The sequence below is a fragment of the Haloarcula sebkhae genome (assembly GCF_014647415.1).
Classification (GTDB): Archaea; Halobacteriota; Halobacteria; order Halobacteriales; family Haloarculaceae; genus Haloarcula; species Haloarcula sebkhae.
On record NZ_BMPD01000002.1, the window covers coordinates 315,999 to 337,545 of the forward strand.

Annotated in this window: 34 protein-coding genes and 1 tRNA gene; 3 read left to right on the top strand and 32 right to left on the bottom strand. The window is 60.6% G+C overall.

Going from position 1 to position 21,547, the window contains the following annotated elements; genetic code table 11:
• Positions 1-8: 8 nt before the first annotated feature.
• Positions 9-1,880 carry a PAS domain S-box protein gene (locus IEY38_RS07525; RefSeq protein WP_188976686.1) on the top strand — a complete coding sequence of 624 codons (1,872 nt, stop codon included), beginning with the start codon at positions 9-11 and terminating at the stop codon, positions 1,878-1,880.
• An 81-nt stretch (positions 1,881-1,961) separates the two neighbouring features.
• On the opposite strand, the gene IEY38_RS07530 is transcribed toward IEY38_RS07525, so the two are convergent.
• From IEY38_RS07530 to IEY38_RS07555, 6 genes are all read right to left on the bottom strand, one after another.
• Positions 1,962-3,212 (bottom strand): mandelate racemase/muconate lactonizing enzyme family protein, encoded by a 1,251-nt coding sequence (locus IEY38_RS07530; protein WP_005534800.1) that lies wholly within the window; start codon positions 3,210-3,212, stop codon positions 1,962-1,964.
• A 294-nt stretch (positions 3,213-3,506) separates the two neighbouring features.
• Positions 3,507-4,541 (bottom strand): tyrosine-type recombinase/integrase, encoded by a 1,035-nt coding sequence (locus tag IEY38_RS07535; protein WP_188976688.1) that lies wholly within the window; start codon positions 4,539-4,541, stop codon positions 3,507-3,509.
• On the bottom strand, positions 4,538-4,756 hold the full coding sequence (locus IEY38_RS07540) for a hypothetical protein (RefSeq protein WP_188976690.1): 219 nt from the start codon (positions 4,754-4,756) through the stop codon (positions 4,538-4,540). The genes IEY38_RS07535 and IEY38_RS07540 overlap by 4 nt, the downstream gene beginning before the upstream one ends.
• On the bottom strand, positions 4,749-5,090 hold the full coding sequence (locus IEY38_RS07545; RefSeq protein ID WP_188976692.1) for a hypothetical protein: 342 nt from the start codon (positions 5,088-5,090) through the stop codon (positions 4,749-4,751). The genes IEY38_RS07540 and IEY38_RS07545 overlap by 8 nt, the downstream gene beginning before the upstream one ends.
• Positions 5,087-5,446 (bottom strand): hypothetical protein, encoded by a 360-nt coding sequence (locus tag IEY38_RS07550; protein WP_188976694.1) that lies wholly within the window; start codon positions 5,444-5,446, stop codon positions 5,087-5,089. The genes IEY38_RS07545 and IEY38_RS07550 overlap by 4 nt, the downstream gene beginning before the upstream one ends.
• 83 nt (positions 5,447-5,529) lie before the next feature.
• Positions 5,530-5,736, bottom strand: coding sequence for a ribbon-helix-helix domain-containing protein (locus IEY38_RS07555; RefSeq protein WP_188976696.1), 207 nt, complete (start codon positions 5,734-5,736; stop codon positions 5,530-5,532).
• Between the two features lie 157 nt (positions 5,737-5,893).
• Between IEY38_RS07555 and IEY38_RS07560 the strand changes: the two genes are divergently transcribed.
• On the top strand, positions 5,894-6,190 hold the full coding sequence (locus IEY38_RS07560; protein ID WP_229775241.1) for a winged helix-turn-helix domain-containing protein: 297 nt from the start codon (positions 5,894-5,896) through the stop codon (positions 6,188-6,190).
• A gap of 295 nt (positions 6,191-6,485) precedes the next feature.
• On the opposite strand, the gene IEY38_RS07565 is transcribed toward IEY38_RS07560, so the two are convergent.
• Both IEY38_RS07565 and IEY38_RS07570 read right to left on the bottom strand, forming a co-directional pair.
• Positions 6,486-6,938: a PH domain-containing protein gene (locus IEY38_RS07565; protein WP_188976699.1), complete on the bottom strand. Its 453-nt coding sequence runs from the start codon at positions 6,936-6,938 to the stop codon at positions 6,486-6,488.
• 70 nt (positions 6,939-7,008) lie between these two features.
• A complete protein-coding gene (locus tag IEY38_RS07570) occupies positions 7,009-7,596 on the bottom strand; it encodes a tyrosine-type recombinase/integrase (protein ID WP_188976700.1) in 588 nt (195 codons plus the stop codon).
• 215 nt (positions 7,597-7,811) lie between these two features.
• Between IEY38_RS07570 and IEY38_RS07575 the strand changes: the two genes are divergently transcribed.
• Positions 7,812-8,474 carry a hypothetical protein gene (locus IEY38_RS07575; protein ID WP_188976702.1) on the top strand — a complete coding sequence of 221 codons (663 nt, stop codon included), beginning with the start codon at positions 7,812-7,814 and terminating at the stop codon, positions 8,472-8,474.
• 153 nt (positions 8,475-8,627) lie between these two features.
• On the opposite strand, the gene IEY38_RS07580 is transcribed toward IEY38_RS07575, so the two are convergent.
• From IEY38_RS07580 to IEY38_RS07695, 24 genes are all read right to left on the bottom strand, one after another.
• Positions 8,628-9,059 (bottom strand): hypothetical protein, encoded by a 432-nt coding sequence (locus tag IEY38_RS07580; RefSeq protein WP_188976704.1) that lies wholly within the window; start codon positions 9,057-9,059, stop codon positions 8,628-8,630.
• The gene (locus tag IEY38_RS07585; protein ID WP_188976705.1) at positions 9,056-9,271 is read right to left on the bottom strand and encodes a hypothetical protein; all 216 of its coding nucleotides are present in this window, start codon (positions 9,269-9,271) and stop codon (positions 9,056-9,058) included. Before IEY38_RS07585 ends, IEY38_RS07580 begins: the two co-directional genes overlap by 4 nt.
• On the bottom strand, positions 9,268-9,711 hold the full coding sequence (locus tag IEY38_RS07590; RefSeq protein WP_188976707.1) for a hypothetical protein: 444 nt from the start codon (positions 9,709-9,711) through the stop codon (positions 9,268-9,270). Before IEY38_RS07590 ends, IEY38_RS07585 begins: the two co-directional genes overlap by 4 nt.
• Positions 9,699-10,259: a hypothetical protein gene (locus IEY38_RS07595; protein WP_188976709.1), complete on the bottom strand. Its 561-nt coding sequence runs from the start codon at positions 10,257-10,259 to the stop codon at positions 9,699-9,701. The genes IEY38_RS07590 and IEY38_RS07595 overlap by 13 nt, the downstream gene beginning before the upstream one ends.
• Before the next feature lie 47 nt (positions 10,260-10,306).
• Positions 10,307-11,080 (bottom strand): hypothetical protein, encoded by a 774-nt coding sequence (locus tag IEY38_RS07600; protein ID WP_188976711.1) that lies wholly within the window; start codon positions 11,078-11,080, stop codon positions 10,307-10,309.
• Positions 11,080-11,475, bottom strand: a complete 396-nt coding sequence (locus IEY38_RS07605; protein WP_229775242.1) for a hypothetical protein — start codon at positions 11,473-11,475, stop codon at positions 11,080-11,082. Before IEY38_RS07605 ends, IEY38_RS07600 begins: the two co-directional genes overlap by 1 nt.
• Entirely contained in the window at positions 11,475-11,831 is a 357-nt protein-coding gene (locus IEY38_RS07610) for a hypothetical protein (RefSeq protein ID WP_188976715.1), read from the bottom strand. The genes IEY38_RS07605 and IEY38_RS07610 overlap by 1 nt, the downstream gene beginning before the upstream one ends.
• A gap of 81 nt (positions 11,832-11,912) precedes the next feature.
• The gene (locus tag IEY38_RS07615; protein ID WP_188976717.1) at positions 11,913-12,116 is read right to left on the bottom strand and encodes a hypothetical protein; all 204 of its coding nucleotides are present in this window, start codon (positions 12,114-12,116) and stop codon (positions 11,913-11,915) included.
• Complete coding sequence (locus tag IEY38_RS07620) at positions 12,116-12,625, bottom strand: hypothetical protein (RefSeq protein WP_188976719.1); 510 nt, start codon at positions 12,623-12,625, stop codon at positions 12,116-12,118. The genes IEY38_RS07615 and IEY38_RS07620 overlap by 1 nt, the downstream gene beginning before the upstream one ends.
• A complete protein-coding gene (locus tag IEY38_RS07625) occupies positions 12,625-12,807 on the bottom strand; it encodes a hypothetical protein (RefSeq protein ID WP_188976721.1) in 183 nt (60 codons plus the stop codon). Before IEY38_RS07625 ends, IEY38_RS07620 begins: the two co-directional genes overlap by 1 nt.
• A gap of 100 nt (positions 12,808-12,907) precedes the next feature.
• Positions 12,908-13,636: a hypothetical protein gene (locus IEY38_RS07630; protein WP_188976723.1), complete on the bottom strand. Its 729-nt coding sequence runs from the start codon at positions 13,634-13,636 to the stop codon at positions 12,908-12,910.
• Between the two features lie 7 nt (positions 13,637-13,643).
• Positions 13,644-14,174, bottom strand: coding sequence for a hypothetical protein (locus IEY38_RS07635; RefSeq protein WP_188976725.1), 531 nt, complete (start codon positions 14,172-14,174; stop codon positions 13,644-13,646).
• Between the two features lie 2 nt (positions 14,175-14,176).
• Positions 14,177-14,422 (bottom strand): hypothetical protein, encoded by a 246-nt coding sequence (locus IEY38_RS07640; RefSeq protein ID WP_229775243.1) that lies wholly within the window; start codon positions 14,420-14,422, stop codon positions 14,177-14,179.
• 110 nt (positions 14,423-14,532) lie between these two features.
• On the bottom strand, positions 14,533-14,673 hold the full coding sequence (locus tag IEY38_RS07645) for a hypothetical protein (protein WP_188976728.1): 141 nt from the start codon (positions 14,671-14,673) through the stop codon (positions 14,533-14,535).
• On the bottom strand, positions 14,670-15,470 hold the full coding sequence (locus tag IEY38_RS07650; protein WP_229775244.1) for a DEAD/DEAH box helicase family protein: 801 nt from the start codon (positions 15,468-15,470) through the stop codon (positions 14,670-14,672). The genes IEY38_RS07645 and IEY38_RS07650 overlap by 4 nt, the downstream gene beginning before the upstream one ends.
• Positions 15,470-15,724 carry a hypothetical protein gene (locus IEY38_RS07655; protein WP_188976730.1) on the bottom strand — a complete coding sequence of 85 codons (255 nt, stop codon included), beginning with the start codon at positions 15,722-15,724 and terminating at the stop codon, positions 15,470-15,472. The genes IEY38_RS07650 and IEY38_RS07655 overlap by 1 nt, the downstream gene beginning before the upstream one ends.
• Positions 15,721-16,293: a hypothetical protein gene (locus IEY38_RS07660; protein WP_188976732.1), complete on the bottom strand. Its 573-nt coding sequence runs from the start codon at positions 16,291-16,293 to the stop codon at positions 15,721-15,723. Before IEY38_RS07660 ends, IEY38_RS07655 begins: the two co-directional genes overlap by 4 nt.
• A 4-nt stretch (positions 16,294-16,297) precedes the next feature.
• Positions 16,298-16,858 (bottom strand): hypothetical protein, encoded by a 561-nt coding sequence (locus IEY38_RS07665; protein ID WP_188976734.1) that lies wholly within the window; start codon positions 16,856-16,858, stop codon positions 16,298-16,300.
• Positions 16,852-17,418: a hypothetical protein gene (locus IEY38_RS07670; RefSeq protein ID WP_188976735.1), complete on the bottom strand. Its 567-nt coding sequence runs from the start codon at positions 17,416-17,418 to the stop codon at positions 16,852-16,854. Before IEY38_RS07670 ends, IEY38_RS07665 begins: the two co-directional genes overlap by 7 nt.
• Positions 17,415-18,647, bottom strand: coding sequence for a hypothetical protein (locus IEY38_RS07675; RefSeq protein WP_188976737.1), 1,233 nt, complete (start codon positions 18,645-18,647; stop codon positions 17,415-17,417). The genes IEY38_RS07670 and IEY38_RS07675 overlap by 4 nt, the downstream gene beginning before the upstream one ends.
• Positions 18,648-18,901: 254 nt before the next feature.
• The gene (locus tag IEY38_RS07680) at positions 18,902-19,357 is read right to left on the bottom strand and encodes a hypothetical protein (protein ID WP_188976738.1); all 456 of its coding nucleotides are present in this window, start codon (positions 19,355-19,357) and stop codon (positions 18,902-18,904) included.
• A gap of 139 nt (positions 19,358-19,496) precedes the next feature.
• Positions 19,497-20,051: an SWIM zinc finger family protein gene (locus IEY38_RS07685; RefSeq protein WP_188976740.1), complete on the bottom strand. Its 555-nt coding sequence runs from the start codon at positions 20,049-20,051 to the stop codon at positions 19,497-19,499.
• A 170-nt stretch (positions 20,052-20,221) separates the two neighbouring features.
• Positions 20,222-20,292, bottom strand: a tRNA-Pro gene (locus IEY38_RS07690).
• A 99-nt stretch (positions 20,293-20,391) separates the two neighbouring features.
• Positions 20,392-21,477: a right-handed parallel beta-helix repeat-containing protein gene (locus IEY38_RS07695; RefSeq protein ID WP_188976742.1), complete on the bottom strand. Its 1,086-nt coding sequence runs from the start codon at positions 21,475-21,477 to the stop codon at positions 20,392-20,394.
• Positions 21,478-21,547 lie beyond the last annotated feature (70 nt).

Here is a 21,547-nt window from a genome sequence, read left to right on the forward strand (position 1 = left end):
TACACAATATGTCTGACACGTATGCAATTGCGGACTCAATACACGTGTTGCAGGTAGATGAGACCCCGCTACTCGACAAGACCGCAGAGTTCCCGGACAGACGGGGACCGGATTCGTTTACACTGACTACGACTGACCGGGCTGACAGTGCGCTGGAACATCTCGAAGACGACGCTATCGATGGCATCGTTGTCGCGGACGACCTCCCGGACCGGTCCGGTCGTGCGTTCGCTGACACGGTCCGCGAGCGGGACAGCACTGTTCCGGTACTGCTGCTGACCGAGTCGGAATCCGTCGCCAGTGACGCGGTCTCGAACGGGGTCACCGACGTTTTCAGAAGAGACGCGGCTGTCGACCATAGCCACCTCCTCGCCAATCGGATTCGGTTGCTCGTCGAGCATCACCAGTCGACAGAGATCGCTAGCCAGACCAGACGGCGACTCAGGGAGCTGGCGGAACAGTCGAACGAACTGCTGTGGGTGTTCTCCGGGGACTGGTCCGAGATACAGTTCGTCAATCCGGCATACGAAACGATCTACGGCCGCTCCGTGGATTCCTTGCAGGCGAACCCCGCGGAGTTCATGACAGCAATCCACCACACGGACCAGAAGAGGGTCATACAGGCGATGCAACGCGTCTCAGCCGGCGACGCTGCCGACCTCGAATTCCGGATCACCAAACCGGATGGCGAACAGCGCTGGGTGCGGGCCGAGGCGCAACCCATTGTCGAGGATGGCACAGTCACCAGAATCGTCGGGGCCTCGCGTGACATCACCGAGCGGAAGCGACGCGAGTCCGAACGCGCTACGGAACTGGATAGCCCCGACACGCCGGTCGATGCAGTGCCAGATCTGTTCTATGAACTCGACGAGAACGGCGATCTGATTCGCTGGAATGACGCACTGGCGGCAGACACCGGACACGAAGACGCTGATCTCGCATCGATGACTCTGGCAGCCCTCTTCGCCACATCCGATCGTGAGACCGTTCGCCAAAGTATCGAGTCGGCTTTTGAGACCGGTGAGACATCGTTCGAAGCCGATCTGCTGACCGCCGACGGAACGACAGTCCCGTACGAATTCACCGGCGGCCGGATAACAGCTGCTGACGGCTCGACGCTCGGCGTGGCCGGTATCGGACGGGAGATTTCTACCCGCGACAGTCATCAACAGGCTCTTGAACAACAAAACGAGCGCCTCGACGAGTTCGCCAGCGTCGTCAGTCACGACCTCCGGAACCCGCTTGACGTTGCCCGGGGCCAGCTAGAACTCGCCCAGATGGAACACGACAGCGAGCATCTCGATGCAGTCAAGCGAGCCCACGACCGTATCGGACAGCTCATCGAGGACCTCCTGACGCTGGCCCGGAACGGCGAGGCCGCACTCGACAGCGAGCCGGTGCCGCTCCAGACCGTCGTCGAGCAGTGCTGGCACACCGTCGAGACCGGCGACGCGACACTGGAGCTACAGACCTCGGCCGTAGTCCGCGCGGACCCCAGCCGACTCCGGCAGCTGTTCGAGAACCTGATCCGCAACAGCGTAGAACACGGACAGACGCCACACACCGAGAGACAGGAAGACACCGGCGAGCAGCGTGCGACACCCTCGGTCTCACAGTCGCAGGAAGCAGCCGTCGACCTGACGGTAACCGTCGGTGAACTGAACGACGGGTTTTATATCGCGGACGACGGCGTCGGGATTCCGGCCGACGAGCGAGGGGACGTGTTCGATGGCGGCCATTCGCTGGCTTCGGGGCCCGGGTTCGGCCTCCGAATCGTCGATCAAATCGTCGATACCCACGGCTGGTCGATAAGAGTCGCAGAAAGCGACGCCGGTGGTGCTCGCTTCGAGATCACCGGCGTCGAGTTCGAGACGGCGTAACTATGCCGCCGTGAGTGGTATCGGGTGACCACCACGTCACCCGGTGCCGTCCCAGTCAACACCAACGATGGGAGCCGAACCTTACGCTTCGTCGAAGACGGTATCGCCCTCGACGACGTGCTCTTCGACAGCGTCGAGATCGAGCGTCAGCCCGAGGCCCGGTTCTTCCGGAATCTCGATGTAGCCGTCCTCGATGACGGTCTCCTCGACCAGATCGTCCCACCAGCCGAGTTCGTAGGAGTGGTACTCGACGGCCAGTGAGTTCGGAACAGACGCCCCGACGTGGGCACTCGCCATCGTCGCAACGGGCGAGGAGACGTTATGCATCGCGACCGGGATGTAGTACTGGTTCGCCACGTCGGCGACCTTGCGCGTCTCGCGCATTCCACCGACTTTCGGCATATCCGGCGCGATCATGTCGACGGCCTGATTCTCGATGAGCCGCCGCTCCTCGGTGACGCGGTAGCGGTTCTCGCCCACAGTGATCGGCGTCGTCGTGGATTTGGTGACCTCCTCCTGCACTTCGAGGTTCTCCGGCGGGACGGGGTCTTCGAGCCACCAGACGTCGTACTCCTCGATGGCATCGGCGAGGCGTTTGCCGGAGCTGCCCGAGAACGTCCAGTGACAGTCGAATGCCACGTCGGCCTCGTCTTTGACCTCTTCTGTGACCTTCTCGACGATCTCGGCCTTGTGACGGATCTCGCCCGGGCGGAGGTGGCGGTTCGCACGGTCCTTTTCGAGGCCGCTCGGCACGTCGAGGTCGAACTTCAGGGCGTCGTAACCCAGTTCGTCGACGACGCGGCGGGCCTCCTCGGCACAGGCGTCGGCGTCGGCCTCCTCCTCGGTGTGGCAGTCACAGTACACGCGCATCTCGTCGCGGTACTTCCCACCGAGAAGTTGGTAGGCCGGCACTTCGAGGATCTTGCCCGCGAGGTCGTGCAGTGCGACTTCGATGCCAGCGATAGCCGTCACTGTGACACCCTCAACGCTCCCTTCGCCACTCATCTTCTGGATGAGGTGCTCGTAGAGTCGGTCGATGTCCAGTGGGTTCTCGCCGACGACGAACGGCTTCATCCGTTCGATGAGTTCCGGGACGCCCGCGCCCCAGTAGGCCTCGCCCGTGCCGACGATGCCTGCGTCGGTGTAGATTCGAACGAGCGTCCACGGGAAGTTCCCGTCGACCATCGTCGTCTGGACATCGGTGATCTCCACGTCACGGCCGCCACCGCGCTTGGCAGTAACGCCCATTGTCTCCGCAGAGAGCTCCCGCATCGTGTACTCTGCGTTCGGGTCGTGCAGGTCAGCGTAGTCTACGTCGTTTGCCTTTCCCATACCCCTCGCTTGCTATCGGCGTTACAAAAGTGTAGAGGAAATCAGTTTCACGCCGTCACGGCTACACGACACTCGTTTCCACTTCCAGCCTCCATAGTTTCACCTCGCTGTTAGTCTATTCGTGTCTGCCACGGTTCGCTTGATTTAGTACACAATTCAGCGATGGAACGCTGTCGCTATCCGATCTGGCTTTGTAGAAGTTGAAGTGGGACCGCCGAGAATTCCCTCGTAGGAAAATTGGCGCACTGTACCGTACTGAACCGCTTAATACCTTTTTTGGTGATGGTGGATTCGTCATGAATCGGCCTCTAAGTCGAGTTCTAAGTTGGTGATGTAGGGGCGTCGGCGCTCCTCCAACCGCTGGCGCTTCGTTGCCTGGTCGTAGTGCTTTTCGATGACTTCGAGAGTGGCATTCACCCGTTCCGAAACCACCTCGGCCGGTAAGCCACAGTCACGCTGCCACGTGATGCTCCCCGTCCGAATCCGGTGGGGAGAGAGCGAGGACGGGCACTTACTCGCGCTGTGAATGTGGAGATACGCACAAGTCTCTCGCTCCTTCCCGTGGGGGCACGGGCCATGCAGGCACGGTTGAGTAGCGAGATACGTCCACACCCGGGCGGTGTTCTCACTCGCACGGCCCTGAGTCGTGGTGAACAACGGCTTGCGGCCGTGGTCGTCGTGGCTACTCTCCCGGTGATGCTCAATGTAGTAATCCAGTACCTCGCAGACTGCCTCCGGCAGACCAACCGCTCGTTCACCATCGCTATCGTTCTTCAACGGCGTCTCTTCTCGATGGTGAAAAGTCACGAACCGCTCGCCGCTGTGGTAGTCCCGTAGATCGAGGCTACGAGCTGCACCGACACGGCACCCTGTGAACCAAAGAAGTTCGAGCATAGCGTGTTTCGCAGTCCCGTAATGCGTAGGGTCTGACCGCATAGCTCGAAGCAGTTTCTTGGCTGCCTCCGGCTCCAGCATCTCGTCGTTGGACTCCTCTCCGTCGGGTATCGTAGGGACGTGGACTTTCTCGGGTAAGTCTTCATCAACCACGTCGATGCGTGCCAGATACTCTAACCAGTTCTTGAGAGTCTGCATCTCACCGTTCAGCGTGGCCGGTGATACCTCCGAGCCGCGACGAAAGGTCTCGTACTCATCGAGCTTCCAACCGGTCAGCTCTCGCATAGCGGTGATATCGCGCTCTTCTGCCCACTCGACAAAGTGCTTCAAACGGTACCGAAACGATTTGATCGAAGCGTCGGCCGCATCCGTTTGGCGGTGGGCAAGATAGCGGTCTCTCGCCTCGCGCGGAGAGAGTGACGGTCTCTCAGTCATGCTCCTACCTCGCCCAGTTCGCTCTGGTCATCAGCGAGCCGAGTTTCCTCGTCGGGCTGAATCTCCCGGTAGTCGCCCGCCCACTCACCCAGCCTCCTACGGACGGCGTCGACGCGCTCGGTCAGCGTCTCGATGTCCGGTGCGGTGACCTTGCACTTCTGGGTGTCGTCGCCGCGCTTCAGCTTGACCGTGTAGGTGAATGCGTCTTCAGTCATCGCCGACCACGGCCTCGCCGGCCCCGTCGGCGTCGGCAGTTTCGGCGGTCATCTCCCGCGCTCGCCGTCGCCAGTTCTTGTCGGCGATGCGCTGGGGTTTCATCCCCCTATCGTCGGCTACGCCGTACCGCTCCTTTCGGATTCTCTGGACGGCGTTCACACGGTGAGGCGGCAGTTTGAATGTCTGTCCGTCCCACTGCTTGAGCCACAGCCAGCCGTTGTCGCGGACCTTCGCGGATGCAACGTACACGTTCCCAGCCCCGTCCACGTCGACAACAGCCGGCTTGTCGACGTTGGTCAGGTTCTCCGGGTCCGGGTTGTCGGCGAGGCTCATGCCGAACCCTCCCCGTAGCGCCGGGTCAGCCGGTCGAGTTCATCCAGAAAGGCATCGGCCTCCTTCAGATTCAACTCGGCGGACTGGTCGGCCAGCAGTCGCTTCAGAAGAGTGTGCGTCTGCTTCGAGCGCACATCTTCGAGCGTGTCGAAGGCGTCCCGTATCTCCGTCTTGTTGAGCGAGTTCGCACGGCCGTACAGCAGGGCCACTGTGTCGCTATGGGTCAGCCCCGTGTCGAGTTCGTGGATCTCCTCACCGAGTTGCTCCAGCGACGACTCAGCGGCTTCTAGTGCATCGAGACCGCGCTGAAACATCTCTGGGTCTACATCGACGGCCTCTGTGTCGTCGCCGCTCATGGGCCGTCCTCCGTCGCGTCGTCACTCTCTTGATCGTCCGACTCGTCTCCGGACGTGGGGGCCTGACTGCTACTGGACATAGTTTAGGCGGCCCCCGTCTCAGATTCTTCAGGTCGTCGGTTCTCATCCGCACACAGAATCGTCTCAGGAACCTCAAATGGCGAATCCTGTGCTTGCCGGATACAGTGGCGAATATACTCCGCTCGGCTCATTCCGTGCCGTTTCCGTTCTTCTTCGATGTCCGCAAGCATGGACGGCTCCATGCCCACAGTCACATTTGCGTGTGGCATGCAATCATTCAATAACGAGAGGGAATAGATATAGCTAACGGTACTCGATATACCGGCCTATTTAGCGGCCTGTAAAGTGATCGAGCGGTGGTATAATACCAGACACCGGCTAATAGTGATTCAATCATTCATGAATAAGCGCTACTCGGGTGACTGGATGGTGCTTGCAGATGACAGAATCCTCGAATACTTGAGTGAAGTTGAAACTGCAACACCTGGGGAAATGGTGAAAAGCGGGTTTGTTAGGTACTCAAACGGCTATGTTTCAGAAAGATGCCAAAAAATGGCTGACAAAGGTTTGGTGAATAACCTCGGGAGAGGCGTCTATGCGATCACAGAGCGTGGGGAGCAGTACCTTCGTGGAGAAATAGACACATCTGAAGACGCCCCCGACCGAGTTAAGTCCTCTAATGAAAAGCGATCCAGCGCAGGTGACACCAAGGAAAACGTCTAATCCATGCAAAAGAGAAAGTCGGCTTTCTGGATGAAGCAGTTGGATGAACGCATATTAGAACACCTCTACACCGATGGGTGGGCGTCCCCACGGATGATGTCCCGAACAGAGCAGTTCACAGCTTCTGAGGGGCACATCGAGGAGCGGTGTCTGATGCTTCGTGATATAGAATTTGTATCACCATATGCCGGCGATCTGTACGAATTGACGACAGATGGTATTCTATATTTGCATGGTATGATAGATGCACAGCACCGCCCAGAACCAGCGGTAAAACGTGTTTTGCGTGGCTGAACTACAGCTGTGACCGGACAGCCTTCACAAACTCTCTTGCGTCGTCTGAATCGGCATCAGCCTCTAGTTTCCACTGGTCTGGTTCTTTCTCTATTAGACCACTTCCCCGAAACTCAAAATATGAGGTTTCAGCATCTAAGTACCACTTAATCAGAGAGAGCAGACCACCAACAATAAGTAGTCCTCCGAGGGCGGGTAACGCGGTTCCAAGGATAAGGAACGGAGATACAATCAAGGCACTCACGCCTAACGCAGCATAGAAATGATTCCGGTCGTCTGTTTCGAGGCTAATACCCCTTATTTCGCTGTAAGAGAGGTCGTGTAGGTCGGTTACGGTTTCGTTGGACTCTCGATATTTGATTACACGTTTGTTAGTTGCAACCCAACTCCAACTACTTGTGACACAGTATTCCTGTAACTGCTCGTCATCCATCAGATGCGGCTCTATCGGCATACGGTAGACGTAGACAACTAGTAACAAAAAAGTATTAATCTGGTAAGTAGGGCTACGACATATTAAAGCGCTATAGCCAGTCGACTTTCTCGCGCTCACGCAGCTGAGCCTCAGGCGTGTGCGTCCCGCGGTAGTGGTCGAGGAATGTCTGTAGATCGTCCCAGCCGCCCCAGTCACAGACTACCATCGCGTCAACATCGGCAGATCGGAGCGATGTGGCCCACGTCCGCCGAAGGTCGTGCATCCCGACGAACTGCCAACCGTCGTCGCCGGTCTCTTCGAGTAGGTCGCTCGTAGCACGGTCCATCCACCGCCGGAGGGTCCGCGTCGTAGAGTCCACGAGAGGCGCGTCTGTCGGCTCCTCTCGCACGTCGCCAACGGTGCGGATGGTCGTGGCAAGGTTCGGCGGAATCGGCGTCTCACGGTACTCGCCGGTCTTGGCGGACTGCCACACCCGGAGCATGGTGCCCGCATCGGTGTCGACAACATGCTCGGGGGCGATGTCCAGCACCTCCGCCGACCGGAGACCACACCGGACCGCGAGCGAGACCGCTATCCGTTTCTCGGTGTCGTCGAACTGGTCGAGTAGCTGCTGAACCTCTTGTTCCGAGAGCCATGCTTTCATCCCGTCTTGATCGTCGTAGTTCTCTAAGTTCATCTGGTGTCCGTAAATTCTGCTTTGCGGTCAATATCCTAGAATCTTGGGGTCATTTCGGGGAGTCAGGTGGAAAAATCGGGCCGAATGTGTCCGGGTCTCAGAGGAGAACCGGACATGACTGCACTGGATTACCGGATTCCCAAGCGCAGAACTATCCAAAAGATTGCTACCATCAGGAGCAACTGATTTGTATGTAAATAGTAAATAAGCAGACAGTGTCTGAACAAAGCGACAATCAATCAAAGAAAAATTTAGGTAAAGAAGCCACTCAGTCGTCCGAACAGATAGACTGGCGAGGATTTGGTTCAGGTGCGTTTTTTATTTTGTCGCTGATAGCCGGAGGTGCGTTTATTAACTCTGTATCTGGGATGTCGTCTAGTGGGATCATCAACAGTTACTCAGCCCTTTTAGTATCGTATTTTATTGGTTCCACTGCTGGACATTATTATGGCAGAGCAATCAGCGATAGAGGATCCAGTTTGCATTCTGCATATCTAGGAGCATCTACTATACTGGTAGGCTTCTGGCTATTCCGTGTTCGTGTCTCACCACTGAGCGCAGCACTTATTTTTATGACAATTTCACTGATGTTAGCTCATGGCACAGATATAATAAAACAATCAAGTGAGATTCGGCGGGCCGTAGACTACTTTGCAAAAGGAGTGTCTCCACTTGGGATGCTCCTTTTTGGAGTATTCGAATTCATTCCATCTGGGATAATTGAGCCGGGAAAAATAGTATCCACTATTCATAATTCATTGACTCAAGATGTACTGGTTTTAGGAGCTACCTTGAATATCGTAGTCTTTGCAGTTGGTGGGTTCATTATAGTATGCTTAGGAATATTGTTACTTGCTGGCATTTTGGCGGAACCCTGAGTTTACGCTCGACATCTTCAGGGAGTAGCTTGCTCAAGAATTTTATCAAAATATCATCTGGAAAGTGGATAGGTATACAACAGGATGGGATTTTGGGCACTGGAATGTCCGAGTCTCACCGCAGAACCGGACAGCTATCGCGGCGGTGAGTCGTCAGACCGCACCGGCCACCATCTTGAAGATACGCACCAGGGCCGCTCGGCCGCCGGCCTTCCAAGCCCAGTCTATCGGCGTCACCCAGCCGAGTGCGTGCTGTAGGGAGTCGTCGGCCGCTACCAGCCCCGCGATGACCACCGCCACAGCGTGCCGCCGGGGCCACTCTCGCCATCCCGGCCGGAGGGGGGCGAGTAACACTGTTCCATTAGCCGCCAGCGTCAGACTCGCGCCGATGCGAGGATAGCGGGGCCATATCAGCAGGAACCCCACCAAACCGCTCAGAACGCCGCACAGCACTATCCACGGCTCGCGTCGTGGGTGGTTGTCCCAGATGATGAGTAGCGGCACCAGTGCGGCCACCATCATCGTCACGTAGTGATGCGGGAGCGTTGCGCTGCCGTCAGGTACCGCGTGATACGGGAAGCTCACTTATCACCCTCCTCTGGGATTTCGGTTTCGGACGGCTCAACCCCTGACTTGCTCTTGGTCGGGATTTGAGACGCCACGAGGCGGCCGAACCCCTCCACTTGCTGCATCCCGTAGCGGGTCGGCACTGCCAGCCCACCCATGAAAAACAGCAGGCACAGGCTGATGACCTGCGGGTCTGGGGTAATCTGTGGGATGGTCTGTAAGGGAATCATCGCTGAGTCACCACCGCCACGCCGAGCAGGGCCAGACCGCCGACCAACAGCAGGTTGCCCATGCCCATGCCGCCGTCGTCGTCGCCGCTCGAAGGCGGTACGATGATGGGCTGGTTGGTCGACTGCTGGCCGTCGTCGGCGCCGGAGTCCGGCTGCGGCTCGCCGCTGTCGTCAGTGCTATCGCCGCCCGATAGGCTGCCGTCGCTGGCCTCTACCAGAGCCTCCACCTCGTCCTGCGAGAGACTGCTATCGGACGACTCGACAGCCTCCGCCAGATGCTCGACGTTGCTTACCTCCTCGGCCCACTCGTCGGTCATGGCCTCGTCGTTGGCGTCGTTCAGTTCTTCAGTCGAGTCGTAGTCGCCCGCGTCGATGACTACCCCGTCATACGATTCTCCCGCGTCTCCGTCGTAGCTGCCGCCTGTGATTAGCGTACCCATATCAGTAGTGCAAGTGCGGCGATACCGGCCGCCGCAACCGTCTTCGTCGTGACTCTGCTCCCCTGCTGCTCACTATCGGACTGTCCGGTCGTCTCGCTCTGCTGACTGTCGGACTGTCCGGTCGACTCACTGTCGGCCGTCGGCGTCGAGGCGGCCGCTTGATCGGTCTGATCGCTGTCGGTCGTCCCCGGCACGTCCGGCTCGGTCGATTTCGATTCGGGCGGGTAATCGGGGTTGTAAACCTCTATCTGTCCGATATCCACACCGTCGACTGTGACCGTGTGAGTCCCGCTTTTGACAGTTACCGGGATGTCGACAAACTGCCGCTCTCCATATGCCTCATCCTCTGGCACCTCAATCATCGTCGTTTCGACGCCGCCGATCTCGACGGGCAACCGCTCTCCGTCCCGCATGGTCAGATACTGAGATCTGCCGTAAACGCGGTTCACAACGACGAATTTCAGCCGGTCGTTGAAGGCGTGCCACGAGCCGCCGGGACCGGTCCCGCTATTCTCGACTTTGACCTTCAGCTCGATTGTCTTATCCACGCCCATATTGCTATAATGCGACGTGTCAAGCACTGTGTAGTCCCGAATCATATCTGATGCTGGTGGGGTGCGCCGAGGACTCGCGCCTCAATATCAACGATCATGTCCGATGTCGTGTCGATCTCTATGCGATTGATAGCCCACAAGAACCCACCCCCAGAGGGATTTTGTGCTGTTGCCGTTGCGGTGGTTGACTCTCCCGGGAGCAGATTCTCAGTGTAGAGTTCTTTCGGTGCTACATCGGAGTCTGTCGTCTCGTAGACTACCACATCCCTGTCATACTTGTCGTCCGCATTGCTATCGTAGAGCGCGCTAATCCGGATTGCATTGACTGGTTGGGGCAGATTGAGCGTGTCTCCGTTACTCAGGCCAGAACCCACCGTCACCCACGACTCTCCGGGACTGGCTGATTGCGTCTGTCCGGGCTTCGAGTGGTGGGCCGTCGCGTTGCTCGCGTGGTTGTCTAACTCTGCCTGTGTGGCCGTGTCAAAGCTCAGGTCGCCGGTTCCGATGGGATAACCCGACAGGTTTGAGAGCGAGATACCCGACTCATCGACTCCGAGCGACTGCCCGGAGCGAGTGAGTGGCTCCGAGACCGTCACAGGGTCGTGATGGTCGGCAGGGGCTACGTTGTCGAGTTGGTCGTGACTGATGTAGCCCGTAGCCTGCCATGTCCCGCCACCGTCGTAGACTTTCGCCTCGCCCTGTCCATCAGGACCCGCATCCGTGTCGAACCAGAGCGCGCCTATCTCCGGGTCGGCCGGTTCCGCGGCTTGGATGTAGTCCCAGCCGCCGCCGGAACTTGCGGAGAGTCCTGCCATCAGGCCCCACCTCCCTCGAAGATGATGCCCACGCCGTCGCCGGCAGTGTTGGTCTTGATGTGCAGGTCGGCCGTCGTCGCGCCTTCCCACTCGAAGACGTGGCCCGAGTCTGTCAGCGGGATGAACTGCTCGGCGTCGTCACCGAGAAACACGTCTCCGGCATTGCCGGGCAGGTAGACGATGAGCGCGGTCACGCCGTCGGGAATCGGCAGGTCCGGCAGTTGCTCGGCAGTGGTCCCGTCTGTCGAGTAGGTCTCGATGGTCGCGCCGGTCGGGTTCCCCAGCGCCTCCTCGATGGCCTTCTGCCGGTCCTCGTTGGCCGGCGTCGTGTCGTCGCCTTCGGAGTTCTGGACCTTGTTGATGCGCTCGACATCCGCGTTTGTGTCGAGAACCACTATCCGCTCACCTCCCAGCCGATAGGCTGCACCGAGTAGGTCCGCGCTGTCGTCTCCGATAGGTTGCGGACGATGATACGGAGCTTGCTGCTGAACCTCCGTGCCGGTATCCACGTCGCCGTCAGGTCGTCAATGTCTGTCGGCGGAATCGGCGCTGGGCCGTACACCTTTTCGTCGTCTCGCCACACCTCGTAACTGCTGTTGGGGTGCTTCGAGATGGCGAGCGTCGGCAGGATAAATTCCGTCACCTGCTGGGTCGGCTCGAAGGTCACGACCAGCTGCTTCCCCGGCCCGATCTTGCGCGAGATGGGGTCGTTGTACGGCACGTCCGAGGGAGAGGGTTCGGGGACGATCACGCTGCACCCCCCTCCTCCTCGATACGTCGCCGTTGCTCCTCGATCTCCTGCTCGTCCATCTCGATTACCTCCGCTTCGATGTTAGTTCTCATCGGTCTCCTTGCCGCGCAGATGCTCGTTCACCAGCGTTAGGACGCCTTTCCGGTGGTCGGTCCCAGACAGTTGCCGCTCGTGTCTCAGTACCGCGTTCCGGTGCCACCGCGCTTCGAGAGCGAGACCGGCCACGCCGGACGCTCCGAGGATGGCCGCCATCTGGTAGATGAGCGGGTCGGGAAGCCCCAGCATCAGGCGCTCCCTCCTGCACTGACGGCCATCTGAGCGTACGGAGCGCCCAACCACAGCAGTCCCAGCGCGATGAGGATACCGCCGGCTTCCTTCGGGCCGACCATCCCGTAGCCCAGTAGTCCGCTCCCGGCGTCGGGGTCCGACTGTCGACGAAAGACCGGGTCGTCGCTCTGTGCATCCAGCAGGGCCGAGAAGTCGACCGAGGGGCCAGCTACGTCGTGCTGATCCTCTTGGTCGCCCCATTCCCCGCTGTAGTCGAATGCGTAGTCGTAGGCGTCCCGAGCGGGGCCGGTCAGAACCGCGTCCTGATTGTACTCGCCTTCCTCGTCGGGAGTTGTACCGTAGGCTCCGTATAGGAAGTCGGCTGCCTCGGACGTTGTAGGGCCGACTCCTGTGGCTTTCTGGACTGGCGAAGTTGCCCAATCGACATAACTGCCAGTCGCATCGGCCGCCGTGTCGGCTATGGTCCCGTCCTCGGGTTCGAGGTCGTCGGGCAACCACTCGGCCATTAATTGTCACCCCCGTAGGACAGGTACAGCAGGAGCGCGAACATCAGCACGTTCGCGGCTGAGAGGGCTATCATCACGTCGTCGGTCGTCCACTCGGAGCGTGCGACGTGAGCCGTCAGCGGCCCGTTCGTCTCGCTATTACTGCCGGCCACCGTGTCGGCGTCGGTCGTCGTGACCGTCATGGAGTTACCCCCACTGTGTCCGCTGTTGCCGCCGCTGGCCGGTTGCTGTCCTTCCTCCCAGACAGGTGTAGCTTCTACCGAAAACATGGCTAAGAAGCCCCTACGGCTGCCGTCCCATATCTGCCGAAACGGCCGACGTGAGACCCTGAACCTCACTCTGGCCGATCATGGCAGGCAGGTGCAGCAGTGCGTTTGTCGGCTCGGTCCCGTCGCCGTCCGGGTCAGTCCATCGGACGGTGTACGGCGCGTCGAGATACACGTCCACAGTCATGTCAGTGCCGACCCACGGGTGCAGCGGCGTCTGGTTGAGCCGCATGTACTCGGGCTGCTCGATTTGCGGAGCCTCATGTATGAGACCGAGGTTGCCCGTAAACACGCGCTGAGAACCGCTGTCCGCATTGCTCGCCGCCTTGCGGACTTCGAAAGAGGCGGCCTTGTCGCTGACGTAGTAGACGTGGACGGTGCTGTCAGTGCCCGGGTCGGTGACGGTGATCTCGTTGGCGTCGTAGTCCACCGAGTCGGGAGTCCCGTAGTACTCGCCGTCAAGCCACACCACGACGGCCTGCGTGACCGGCGTGTCTGTGACCGAGTGAGTGAGTCCGAACGTCTCGGAGTCGTCGGCTGAGGCGTTGGTGCTGAACTGCTGGTAGGCAGGTACGGCGATTTTGAAGGGGTTGTCTCGCCCCTCTCGGAGCATGTGGGCTGTGGTGGCCCGGTAGCGGCCGATTCGGGACCGCTGGCCCTGCGAGTTGACCGTCGTGTCCATCTCGTCGGGCGTGATGTGCCCGGGCTGGCGTCGTGCATCGGCCAGTCTGTCCATCAGGCTCATCGGTGAATCACCGCCGCCCGTGCTGCTCGACGGCGTTGCTCTCGATGTACAGTTCGGACTGCGACCAGTCGATTTGGGCGGGGGAGTCGCACATCAGATACAGCGTGTCGATGTCGCGCACGTCAATTTTGGGCACGGAGTCGCCGCCGTTCGGCGCGTTCTCCGGGGCCTGTAGCTCGATCTTCACCGAGTCGATGTTATCGACGTTGCGCTGCTCGGAGATGGTGAGCTTGACGTACTGCGAGATGTTCTTCAGCACCTCCGAGACCTTCATGGTCGACTCGTGACCGCTGGGTTCGACCGCGAAGTACAGCGAGGTGTTGGTCGGCATCGGGTCGCCGTTGGCGTCTCGCAGGTCGGCGTAGACGGGGATGCCGTCCTGCTGGCCCTGTGCCACGCGGTTCAGGAACCGGAGGAACTGGCCGCGCTCTGGCCCGATTTCGAGAATCGGCGTTGGGCGGGGGCTGGCCGGCGCGTTCTGGGCGACCGTGACAGCCTCCGCGCTCTCGCCCTCAGACGCGAATAGGTCCTCGGACATGCTCAGTCATCCCCCATGAACCGCTCTCGAAGTGACTCGACAACATGTACGCCGCCGCCGAGTGCGACCTTCCGGCCCTCGCCACCGTAGAGAGCGCCACCGACTGCAACAGTAGCGCCGTACGCCTCGTCGGGCAGGTCCTTGCCCATCTGGTCTTCGACTCCGTACTTGACGACTGCGGGGCCGACGAACCCGGCGAGTACGAGGGCCACGTCCACAACGTAGTCCTCGGATGCCAGCGTCGACATTGCATTACCAAAGTCCATGCAACTCCGGGGTTTGGATGGGTGTACCATCAAGAACCGACGAAAAAGCGAAGCGGTCTGCTTCGGGGTGCTTCGGCCTGCTTCGGTGTGGGTTAGTACGGCGAGTCGTCTATCAGGATGCGAACCACCTCGGCATTGCTCGGTTCGCTTCCGGGTAGCTCCCGGTCGATTCGCTCGCGTGCTTCTTCGAATCGGTCGCTGTCGTCGCCGCGTAGCGTGATTTGTGTCATCATGCGTACTCCGGTGGGTTCAGGTCGTTGCCCTCGCTGCCGTAGTGCGTGCTGGTCATCGAGACGGTGCCGGTGTCGACTCGGCGACGGTCCCCATCGTCGTCTGAGTAAATCCACTCTGTACCGGTGATAGAGCCGCTGTCGTCCTTGGTCTTTTGCAGGGACGTAGGCCGCTCTCTGCCGGTCGGGAGCAGGTCGTCTGGGACACTGGACGGGAGGAGGTCCGCACCGGGGTCGTGCAGGTCGGCCGGGTAGTTGATCGAGCCAGCAAGCGGCCCGATCTCCGCGCCATCGAAGCCGCCAATCATCCGGGCCTGGCACTGCGTGAGAATCGTCTTGTCGATCTCCGCGGTCCGTTGTGTGACCCACATGGTCGACGTGCCCGCTCCCCGGCCGGTCGTCGCCAGTTCCTTGATGGGCTGCGGGAGCTTCGTCCGCTGGGGCGCGACGAAATGAGCCTCGTCAACCACGACAAGCTGGTCACGGTCGAGTCGGCGGACGGCCGAGGCGATTCGGGTACAGATGTCACGCCAGCGGTCGGTGCCGATCTCCGCCTTGTGCCGCTCCAAGACGATGCGCGGGTTTGCCTTCAGGACCGCCATCCAGTCCTGTACCGACCACTGAGCTTCGACGGGGCCGACGATGAGATGGTCAGCAATACCGGCTTTGACAAGCCCCCGGTACTCCGCGCAGTAGTCCATCACGACGAGAGCGCCGTACTCCTCTGCGTTGCTCTCCATCCACGCCTGAGCGTGGTACGATTTGCCCCAGCCAGATTGTGCGACGAAAGCGAGGTTCATCAGTCGTCGTTGGTCTCCACGTCGACGGCTTCGAGCCGGTACAGGTCGCCGCTGCCGGTCTGGATAGTCTGAGCGTCCCCGTCACCGAGGGCTTGCAGGTCGCAGTGGGTGAGAGTTGCCCAGTCGGACTGCTCGCTGTCGTCGTTGTCGCTCCGGGTGTGCTGCCAGATTGTGTGTGCCAGAAGTGCGCAGAATAGCAGCCACGCGGCCGCTTCGGCGTAGTCTTGGATTCGGTAGGCCGATGGGATATTCATGCCAGCGCCTCCGTGTTTGCTTCGATGGCCTGCTCGGTCTCTTTCGACGGCCCGGCCAGCAGGTCTTCGAGCGCGTCGGCCGGCTCGAAGGCTACAACCTCCTGCTCGAAGCGGTCGACGCTGACGCCCCACTTCTTGCTGACGTGGTGGTCTGCGAGTTCGCGGTCTGTCGCGTCGATCTCCCCGGCTTGGCTGTTGCGGATAGTCTCGGCCCACCGCTCGATCTGCTTCGACCACTCGGACTCGTTCATTTCGGCGTAGTGTGAGAGCGCCGCCGGGTCGCCGTCGACGGGGCAGCACTCGTCTACCCAGACTTCGGACAGTGGTTTGCCCCCCGGCCCGTAGCCGTCGACGAGGTCCAGGATCTCGGTGGTCCGGGTCTCCTTGTCGATGCGGTCCCGGCCGTCGTCGGGGTCGATGCCGGCCGCCTCTCGTTGGTCGATGACGGCCGCACGTTGGGCGGTCTCGATCTCTGCCAGTATCGCCGCCAGCGCCCGCATACGTTCGCTTTCGTGGGGGTTTTCGATTTCGTGCTTTGCCTCTCGAATCTGCTTGATTTTGTCCATCATTGTCTTAGAGTAGGTCTGCGTCTGCCAGTTGGTCGCTCAGTCCGTTCATCAGGTCGCTCGCCGCGTCGGTCTCAGTCAGCAGCACGACGGCCACGAGTCCGGCTGTCCCGAGTGCTACGGCCTTGCCGGGCGGTATCTCGGTGCCCATCCCGGCCTGCTGTAGCCACTCGTCCACGTTCTCGTCTAGCTCGACAGGTGGGGCGCGGGCCAGTTCCTCGATATCCTCGGCGGTCTTGCCCGGCTCGCCCTCGGTCGACTCCGCGATCTCCCCGAGCAGGAGCGCCAGCATCGAAACGTACTGGTCGCCCCACGTCTCTCCGTCGGGCATCGCCGGCTGGCTTGCCGTCTCGTCGGCCGAAGTGGCGTCGGCGTCGTCCGAATCGCTGGTGTCGCCCTCGTCGTCTGCTGCGGCCCCTGCCTCCTGCTCCACATCTTCAGGGTCCACATCGATCTCATCGAGAGAGATTTCGGCTTTCTCGTCAGGGTCGATCTCCGGGGCGTCGTCCTCGGTCTCGCCCTCGTCGCTCTCCTGCTCGGCCGGGTCGGTCTGCTCGGTCTCTACCACTGCACATCAGCCTCCGGGTCGTCGGCCACTGGGTCGGCGTCCGTGTCCTCGACCACTTCGCTGTCTACCTCGGTCGGCTGGTCGTTGCTGCCGGAGAGGGCGACGGCCAGCACCCCGAGCAGCAAGAGACCAGCCACAATGGCCCCTACAGGCACCCCTCGACCGCTGGTCGTCTGGCTGGTCTTGTTCCCCTGCTGTCCCTCGGTTTCGGTCCCCTCGTCGGTGCTCTCCTCGCCCGTGTTGCGCGCTACCTGCTGCTCGTACTCGCTTGATTGGTCCATTTCTTGGTGCTCTGTTTCGCTGTTTTCGTCCGCTTCAGGGCGCTCTTGCGCCGCTTCGCCCTGCTCGTCGTCCTCGGTGTCGTCGGGAGCGCCCTGATCGCCCTGTTCAGCGCCCTTTTCGTCCCCCTCGGCAGGGCGGTTCAGCGCGCTCCTGAGTGCTTCCGTGTCGCTGTGTGCGTCGTCGGTTTTCGCGTTGATGTGCCGCCGGACGCTTTGTTTACTCTTCTCGCCGTTCTCGTTGTAGTCGCACCCCTCAGCGGGGCAAGTTGGTCCTGTCATAACGTGTTCTGACCGCCTTCAGCAACCGCAAACTCGTCGGGTATCTGCTGTTCTGTCTTGCCTGAGCCGCCGCTATCGGCGCGCTCGTCGCTCCGTAGCCCACCGGGATTCTCTTCGACCGCTTCAACCACCTCACCTTGAGCGCGCTCACCGCGCTCACCACCGGCTAAGCGCGCTTGGTCGTCCGCTCGATCTCCCGAAAGTGTGCGCTGGTCATCTGTCTCGAGTATTTCAGCCTCGTCACCGGTTCCAACAGGGGTATCGGCCGCCCCGTTGACCACCGCGTTCGGCAGCTCCTCTCGGGGTCCATCGGTCACTTCGTGACTGTGTTCAGAGTGGTCGGCATGGCACTCGTGGCAGTCGGCGGCCATCTCCCGGGTTAGGTCCATCAGGGCTGCTTGCTCGGTCTCTAACCGCTCGAAGTGGAGCGGCGTCTGGCCGACTGTTCCGCGTATCGCGTTAATAGCACGGGCGGCCCGCTGGGCCTGCACCCAGTTGTTGGCCAGTTGTTCCAGTGCTTCTTCCACGTCGGCCATCGCCGCCTTGTAGCCGTCCCAAGACCGCTGTAGCGCCCCTTTCTGTTTGCCGGTAAGTTCGGTTGGGTCCGGGTCAGCAGGGGCGTCGGGCTGCTCTGGGTCCGGTCGCCGGTCGGGTTCATTCCGAGCCAGTACGTCGTTCATCACATCGTCTAGCGACATCTGGCAGGTTTCTTGGAGGAACTCGCACGCTTCGGGATCGCCGTTCAGGCAGTGCCCTCGGGCATGATCGCACTGATTGGACTGTGCCGACCGGGCCGCTCGGGCTGCCTTCTCGTCGGCAGTCTCGTCGGCCGACCGCTTCCCACTCTCTCGGCCGGCCTGCTGCATCACCTCTCGATGCTCATCTACGGTCAGTGTGGGGTCGTAGTAGCTCACCCAGTCCTCTACCCCCTCAGACTGGGCGATACCCTTCACAGAGCGGGCATGGAGTACGTTTGCTCGGCCGTCGAAGAAGTCGATGCCTTCGCGCTCAGTGTCGGACAGTGGCACCTGTCCGCCGTCGTCGCCGCCATCGTCGCGGCTGTCGGCCGCTTCCAGCCGCTCCTGCTCTAAGACCCACTCAGGCGTGCCGCTTTCTGCCCACGCAACAGTCTTGAGCCGGCGGTCGTCGTCGGTACACAGGTACTCGGGGTGTCGCTCTCTCGCCGCGTCTGCGGCGTCTTTACTTCCGTACTCGATTCGCTCCGTCAAACTATCACCACTCGATAAGCGAGCATACGCAGAAACAGAATCGCTAAAAGCCCGTAAAACGCACCGCTGAATGGCTGAATGACTGATTAGGCCATTACTGACTCGGAACTCTCGACTCCTGTAACCGCCGCGTGTTGGTACCGCCGCAATGACCGCAGACTACAGGGACACTGTCGTCGTTGCGGTCATCATAGAGTAACGAGAGTGGTTCGTCACAGTCGTCACAGTAGTGCGTATGTTCAGTACCGGACGACTCACACATCGGCTTTTGCACCTCCCTGAGCAGGTTCGTGGCGGGAGAACGGCCGAACGTGAACAGCCATGTAGTCACTCGGTGGAATCCCGTTCTGTAGGCGAACGTACCCACGCTTTGCCAGTCGGTTGAGAAGGCGCTGTGCGCCTTGCTGGTCGATGTTGTCAACAGCTTGCGCCAGTGCCCGTTTGGCGGTTTCACCCCGGACGATTCCACTCTCGGTACGCTTCTTGCACAGCGTTCGGTAAGCGACGGCGAGGTCTCGGTCGTCTGGATCGGCGTAGGGTTCCACGCCACCGTCTTCGGTCGGCTCTGAAACCTTCCGCCGCACGTACTCTTCGAGGTCGGCACTCATGTTGTCGACCTGTTCCTTGTACTGTTCTTTCAGGTGGGTCGGCAGTCGGAACGTGATCTTGTCGCTCCCGCTCTCCTCGTGAAGTTGGCTTCCACCAGTCATGTCTGACTAGCCACCTCCTCGTAAGACGGGGCCGAATCCCCACACGGCGGCGTGACTGATGCCGATGTTGGTACTTGTAGGACAGCCCCCCGTGGGGTCGCCAGAAGGTCTCGCGTGAGGCCGGGCGTGTGTGCGTGCGTCATCGGCGGCCTCCTGTCTTCTCGCGGGCGTTGGTCAGCAGGTTCCCGATCGTGCCAGCCGCCCGGTCGGTGTAGCGGGCGAACTCCCGAACGCCGAAGCTACCGAGTTCGCAGGCGAGGTACGCATCGAGTTCGGCAGGAGTGAGTTGGTCGAAAGCGGTCGGGTCGTCGTCGAGGCGGAGCCATGTTGGTGGCGCTGGGTACTCGCGGCCGGTGTCGAGATGAGTCACAACGATCTGCCCACGAACCCACTGCCACCACAGAGAGGCGACGTGGGCACACCAACTGTCGTTGTAGTGATAGCCATCACCGTCGCACTCAGCGACGAGCGTACGGCCTTTGAGCGCCCACTGAACGCGGTGGTAGTCGTCACCGTCGGACAGGGTGACGATACGCTCGGCGTCGTTGATAGCGCCGCCATTGTCGCTCTCTTGTTGAGCGCGTTGCCACGCCGTCGACAGCGTCCAGTCATCGGGCATCGACAGTGGCGACGGCCCGCCAACCGTTCCGGGGAGATCGTCGCTCGGCTGCCAGCTGCGCTCGGCACGGCTCATGGCCGACACACCCCCTCGTCCATCGCCGGACACCGCTTCAGTTCACGGTCGATAACGAAGCCACAGAACCGGCAGATTTGCCGGGTGGAGGGGTCAGTCGCACGGCTCACGCTGACCACCTCGTTGAAGTGAAAAAGCGGCATAGAAGGCCGCTATCCTTTATTTTGGAGTGGGACCGCCGAGATTCGAACTCAGGTCCGACGCACCCCATGCGCCGAGGATACCGCTACCCCACGGTCCCGCACTTCGTGAGAGGAGGGTGGTTTAATTAAGGGCTTCGTTTTCTCGGCGGCCCAATAGGATGAAACCAGTGACAGCGAGGGGGTTCAACGGGCGCGTGTCAGTCGGCGACTTTGATATCGGGACTGTCGATAGTGACGTTCTCAAGCGACCAGCCCTCAGCCGCGGACCGAGCGTCGATACCGATGGCATTCTTTTCAGCAGTCACAGAGATAGTCGATTCAGAGACAGTCCACGACGCGTTGGTCTTGATGGCGTGGATTCCTTGCTGCCGACTCTCGATGGTCGTGTTCTGGATGGTCCACGCACCGGTCGTTCGTGCGGTGAAGGCCCCGATATCGCGAGTGTCGAGAGTGGAATCTTCGAGTGTCCACGCGCCGCCGGAAAAGGCGGTTACGAGACCGATGTCGCTTCGACTGACCGTCAGGTCGGTCACCGTCCAGTCACCATCGCTGTTGATAGCTTTGACCCCTGTATCGCTTCGGCGGACCTCCGTGTTCTGGACCGACCAGTCACCAGTTGTCCCAGAGGCGTCGACGCCGTCCGCACCGGACCGGTCGACGACGACCGCTGTGATCGTCCAGTCGCCGGAGGACTCACGGACGTCGGCGCCGTCACCGCCGACTTCAACAAAGCGGGTGTCGCGAATCGTCCAGTCGCCGCTGGTGCCACGGGCGAACACGCCGCTGTAGGTCGTGCTGGCGACGGCGGCGTCCTCGATAGTCCAGTTCCCGGTCGTGTTTGGTGCGTAAACGCCGACGTCAGCAGCGATAACAGTCGTGTCACTGACCGTCCAATCACCGCTGGTTCCGTTAGCGGCGACGCCAAAGCGGTAGTTTCGTACGGTGAACCCGGTGACGTTCGGTTCGGCGGTGCCGGCCACCGTGACGCCGGTCCCATTGACGAACCGCGACCCGTCCAGTATTGCCCGGTCGGGTGCGACGAGAGTGATGCTCTCGTTGACACTGACCTCTTCGTAGTAGGTACCCGGCTGGACTTCGACAGTGTCACCGCTGTCGGCGGCATTCACGGCGGCCTGTATCGACCGATAATCAGCACTCCCGGATTTATCGACGGTCAGCGTCTCCTGTCCTGTCTGGGCTCCAGCCGCGCCGGCTGGCACGACAGCCAGTGTCAGCATGATCGACAACAGGAGGGCAGGTAGTCTCGTACGCGTGTCGCTCATATTTGGAATAGTAGGGTCCGAATAGATGTAAACCGTAGTGTTCTTTCACCCGTCGGCGACAGGCCGCTGC

Bases quoted from the DNA above. Each gene is read 5' to 3' on its own strand.
- IEY38_RS07540 (WP_188976690.1), bottom strand. From the start codon at position 4,756: ATGACTGAAGACGCATTCACCTACACGGTCAAGCTGAAGCGCGGCGAC.
- IEY38_RS07565 (WP_188976699.1), bottom strand. From the start codon at position 6,938: ATGCCGATAGAGCCGCATCTGATGGATGACGAGCAGTTACAGGAATAC.
- IEY38_RS07660 (WP_188976732.1), bottom strand. From the start codon at position 16,293: ATGATGGACAAAATCAAGCAGATTCGAGAGGCAAAGCACGAAATCGAA.
- IEY38_RS07525 (WP_188976686.1), top strand. From the start codon at position 9: ATGTCTGACACGTATGCAATTGCGGACTCAATACACGTGTTGCAGGTA.
- IEY38_RS07670 (WP_188976735.1), bottom strand. From the start codon at position 17,418: ATGACAGGACCAACTTGCCCCGCTGAGGGGTGCGACTACAACGAGAAC.
- IEY38_RS07555 (WP_188976696.1), bottom strand. From the start codon at position 5,736: ATGCCACACGCAAATGTGACTGTGGGCATGGAGCCGTCCATGCTTGCG.
- IEY38_RS07620 (WP_188976719.1), bottom strand. From the start codon at position 12,625: ATGGCCGAGTGGTTGCCCGACGACCTCGAACCCGAGGACGGGACCATA.
- IEY38_RS07640 (WP_229775243.1), bottom strand. From the start codon at position 14,422: ATGTCGACGCTGGCATCCGAGGACTACGTTGTGGACGTGGCCCTCGTA.
- IEY38_RS07650 (WP_229775244.1), bottom strand. From the start codon at position 15,470: ATGAACCTCGCTTTCGTCGCACAATCTGGCTGGGGCAAATCGTACCAC.
- IEY38_RS07600 (WP_188976711.1), bottom strand. From the start codon at position 11,080: ATGGCAGGACTCTCCGCAAGTTCCGGCGGCGGCTGGGACTACATCCAA.
- IEY38_RS07590 (WP_188976707.1), bottom strand. From the start codon at position 9,711: ATGGGTACGCTAATCACAGGCGGCAGCTACGACGGAGACGCGGGAGAA.
- IEY38_RS07625 (WP_188976721.1), bottom strand. From the start codon at position 12,807: ATGACGGTCACGACGACCGACGCCGACACGGTGGCCGGCAGTAATAGC.
- IEY38_RS07645 (WP_188976728.1), bottom strand. From the start codon at position 14,673: ATGATGACACAAATCACGCTACGCGGCGACGACAGCGACCGATTCGAA.
- IEY38_RS07655 (WP_188976730.1), bottom strand. From the start codon at position 15,724: ATGAATATCCCATCGGCCTACCGAATCCAAGACTACGCCGAAGCGGCC.
- IEY38_RS07685 (WP_188976740.1), bottom strand. From the start codon at position 20,051: ATGAGCCGTGCCGAGCGCAGCTGGCAGCCGAGCGACGATCTCCCCGGA.
- IEY38_RS07530 (WP_005534800.1), bottom strand. From the start codon at position 3,212: ATGGGAAAGGCAAACGACGTAGACTACGCTGACCTGCACGACCCGAAC.
- IEY38_RS07570 (WP_188976700.1), bottom strand. From the start codon at position 7,596: ATGAACTTAGAGAACTACGACGATCAAGACGGGATGAAAGCATGGCTC.
- IEY38_RS07560 (WP_229775241.1), top strand. From the start codon at position 5,894: ATGGTGCTTGCAGATGACAGAATCCTCGAATACTTGAGTGAAGTTGAA.
- IEY38_RS07545 (WP_188976692.1), bottom strand. From the start codon at position 5,090: ATGAGCCTCGCCGACAACCCGGACCCGGAGAACCTGACCAACGTCGAC.
- IEY38_RS07635 (WP_188976725.1), bottom strand. From the start codon at position 14,174: ATGTCCGAGGACCTATTCGCGTCTGAGGGCGAGAGCGCGGAGGCTGTC.
- IEY38_RS07535 (WP_188976688.1), bottom strand. From the start codon at position 4,541: ATGACTGAGAGACCGTCACTCTCTCCGCGCGAGGCGAGAGACCGCTAT.
- IEY38_RS07585 (WP_188976705.1), bottom strand. From the start codon at position 9,271: ATGATTCCCTTACAGACCATCCCACAGATTACCCCAGACCCGCAGGTC.
- IEY38_RS07680 (WP_188976738.1), bottom strand. From the start codon at position 19,357: ATGACTGGTGGAAGCCAACTTCACGAGGAGAGCGGGAGCGACAAGATC.
- IEY38_RS07615 (WP_188976717.1), bottom strand. From the start codon at position 12,116: ATGCTGGGGCTTCCCGACCCGCTCATCTACCAGATGGCGGCCATCCTC.
- IEY38_RS07695 (WP_188976742.1), bottom strand. From the start codon at position 21,477: ATGAGCGACACGCGTACGAGACTACCTGCCCTCCTGTTGTCGATCATG.
- IEY38_RS07630 (WP_188976723.1), bottom strand. From the start codon at position 13,636: ATGAGCCTGATGGACAGACTGGCCGATGCACGACGCCAGCCCGGGCAC.
- IEY38_RS07550 (WP_188976694.1), bottom strand. From the start codon at position 5,446: ATGAGCGGCGACGACACAGAGGCCGTCGATGTAGACCCAGAGATGTTT.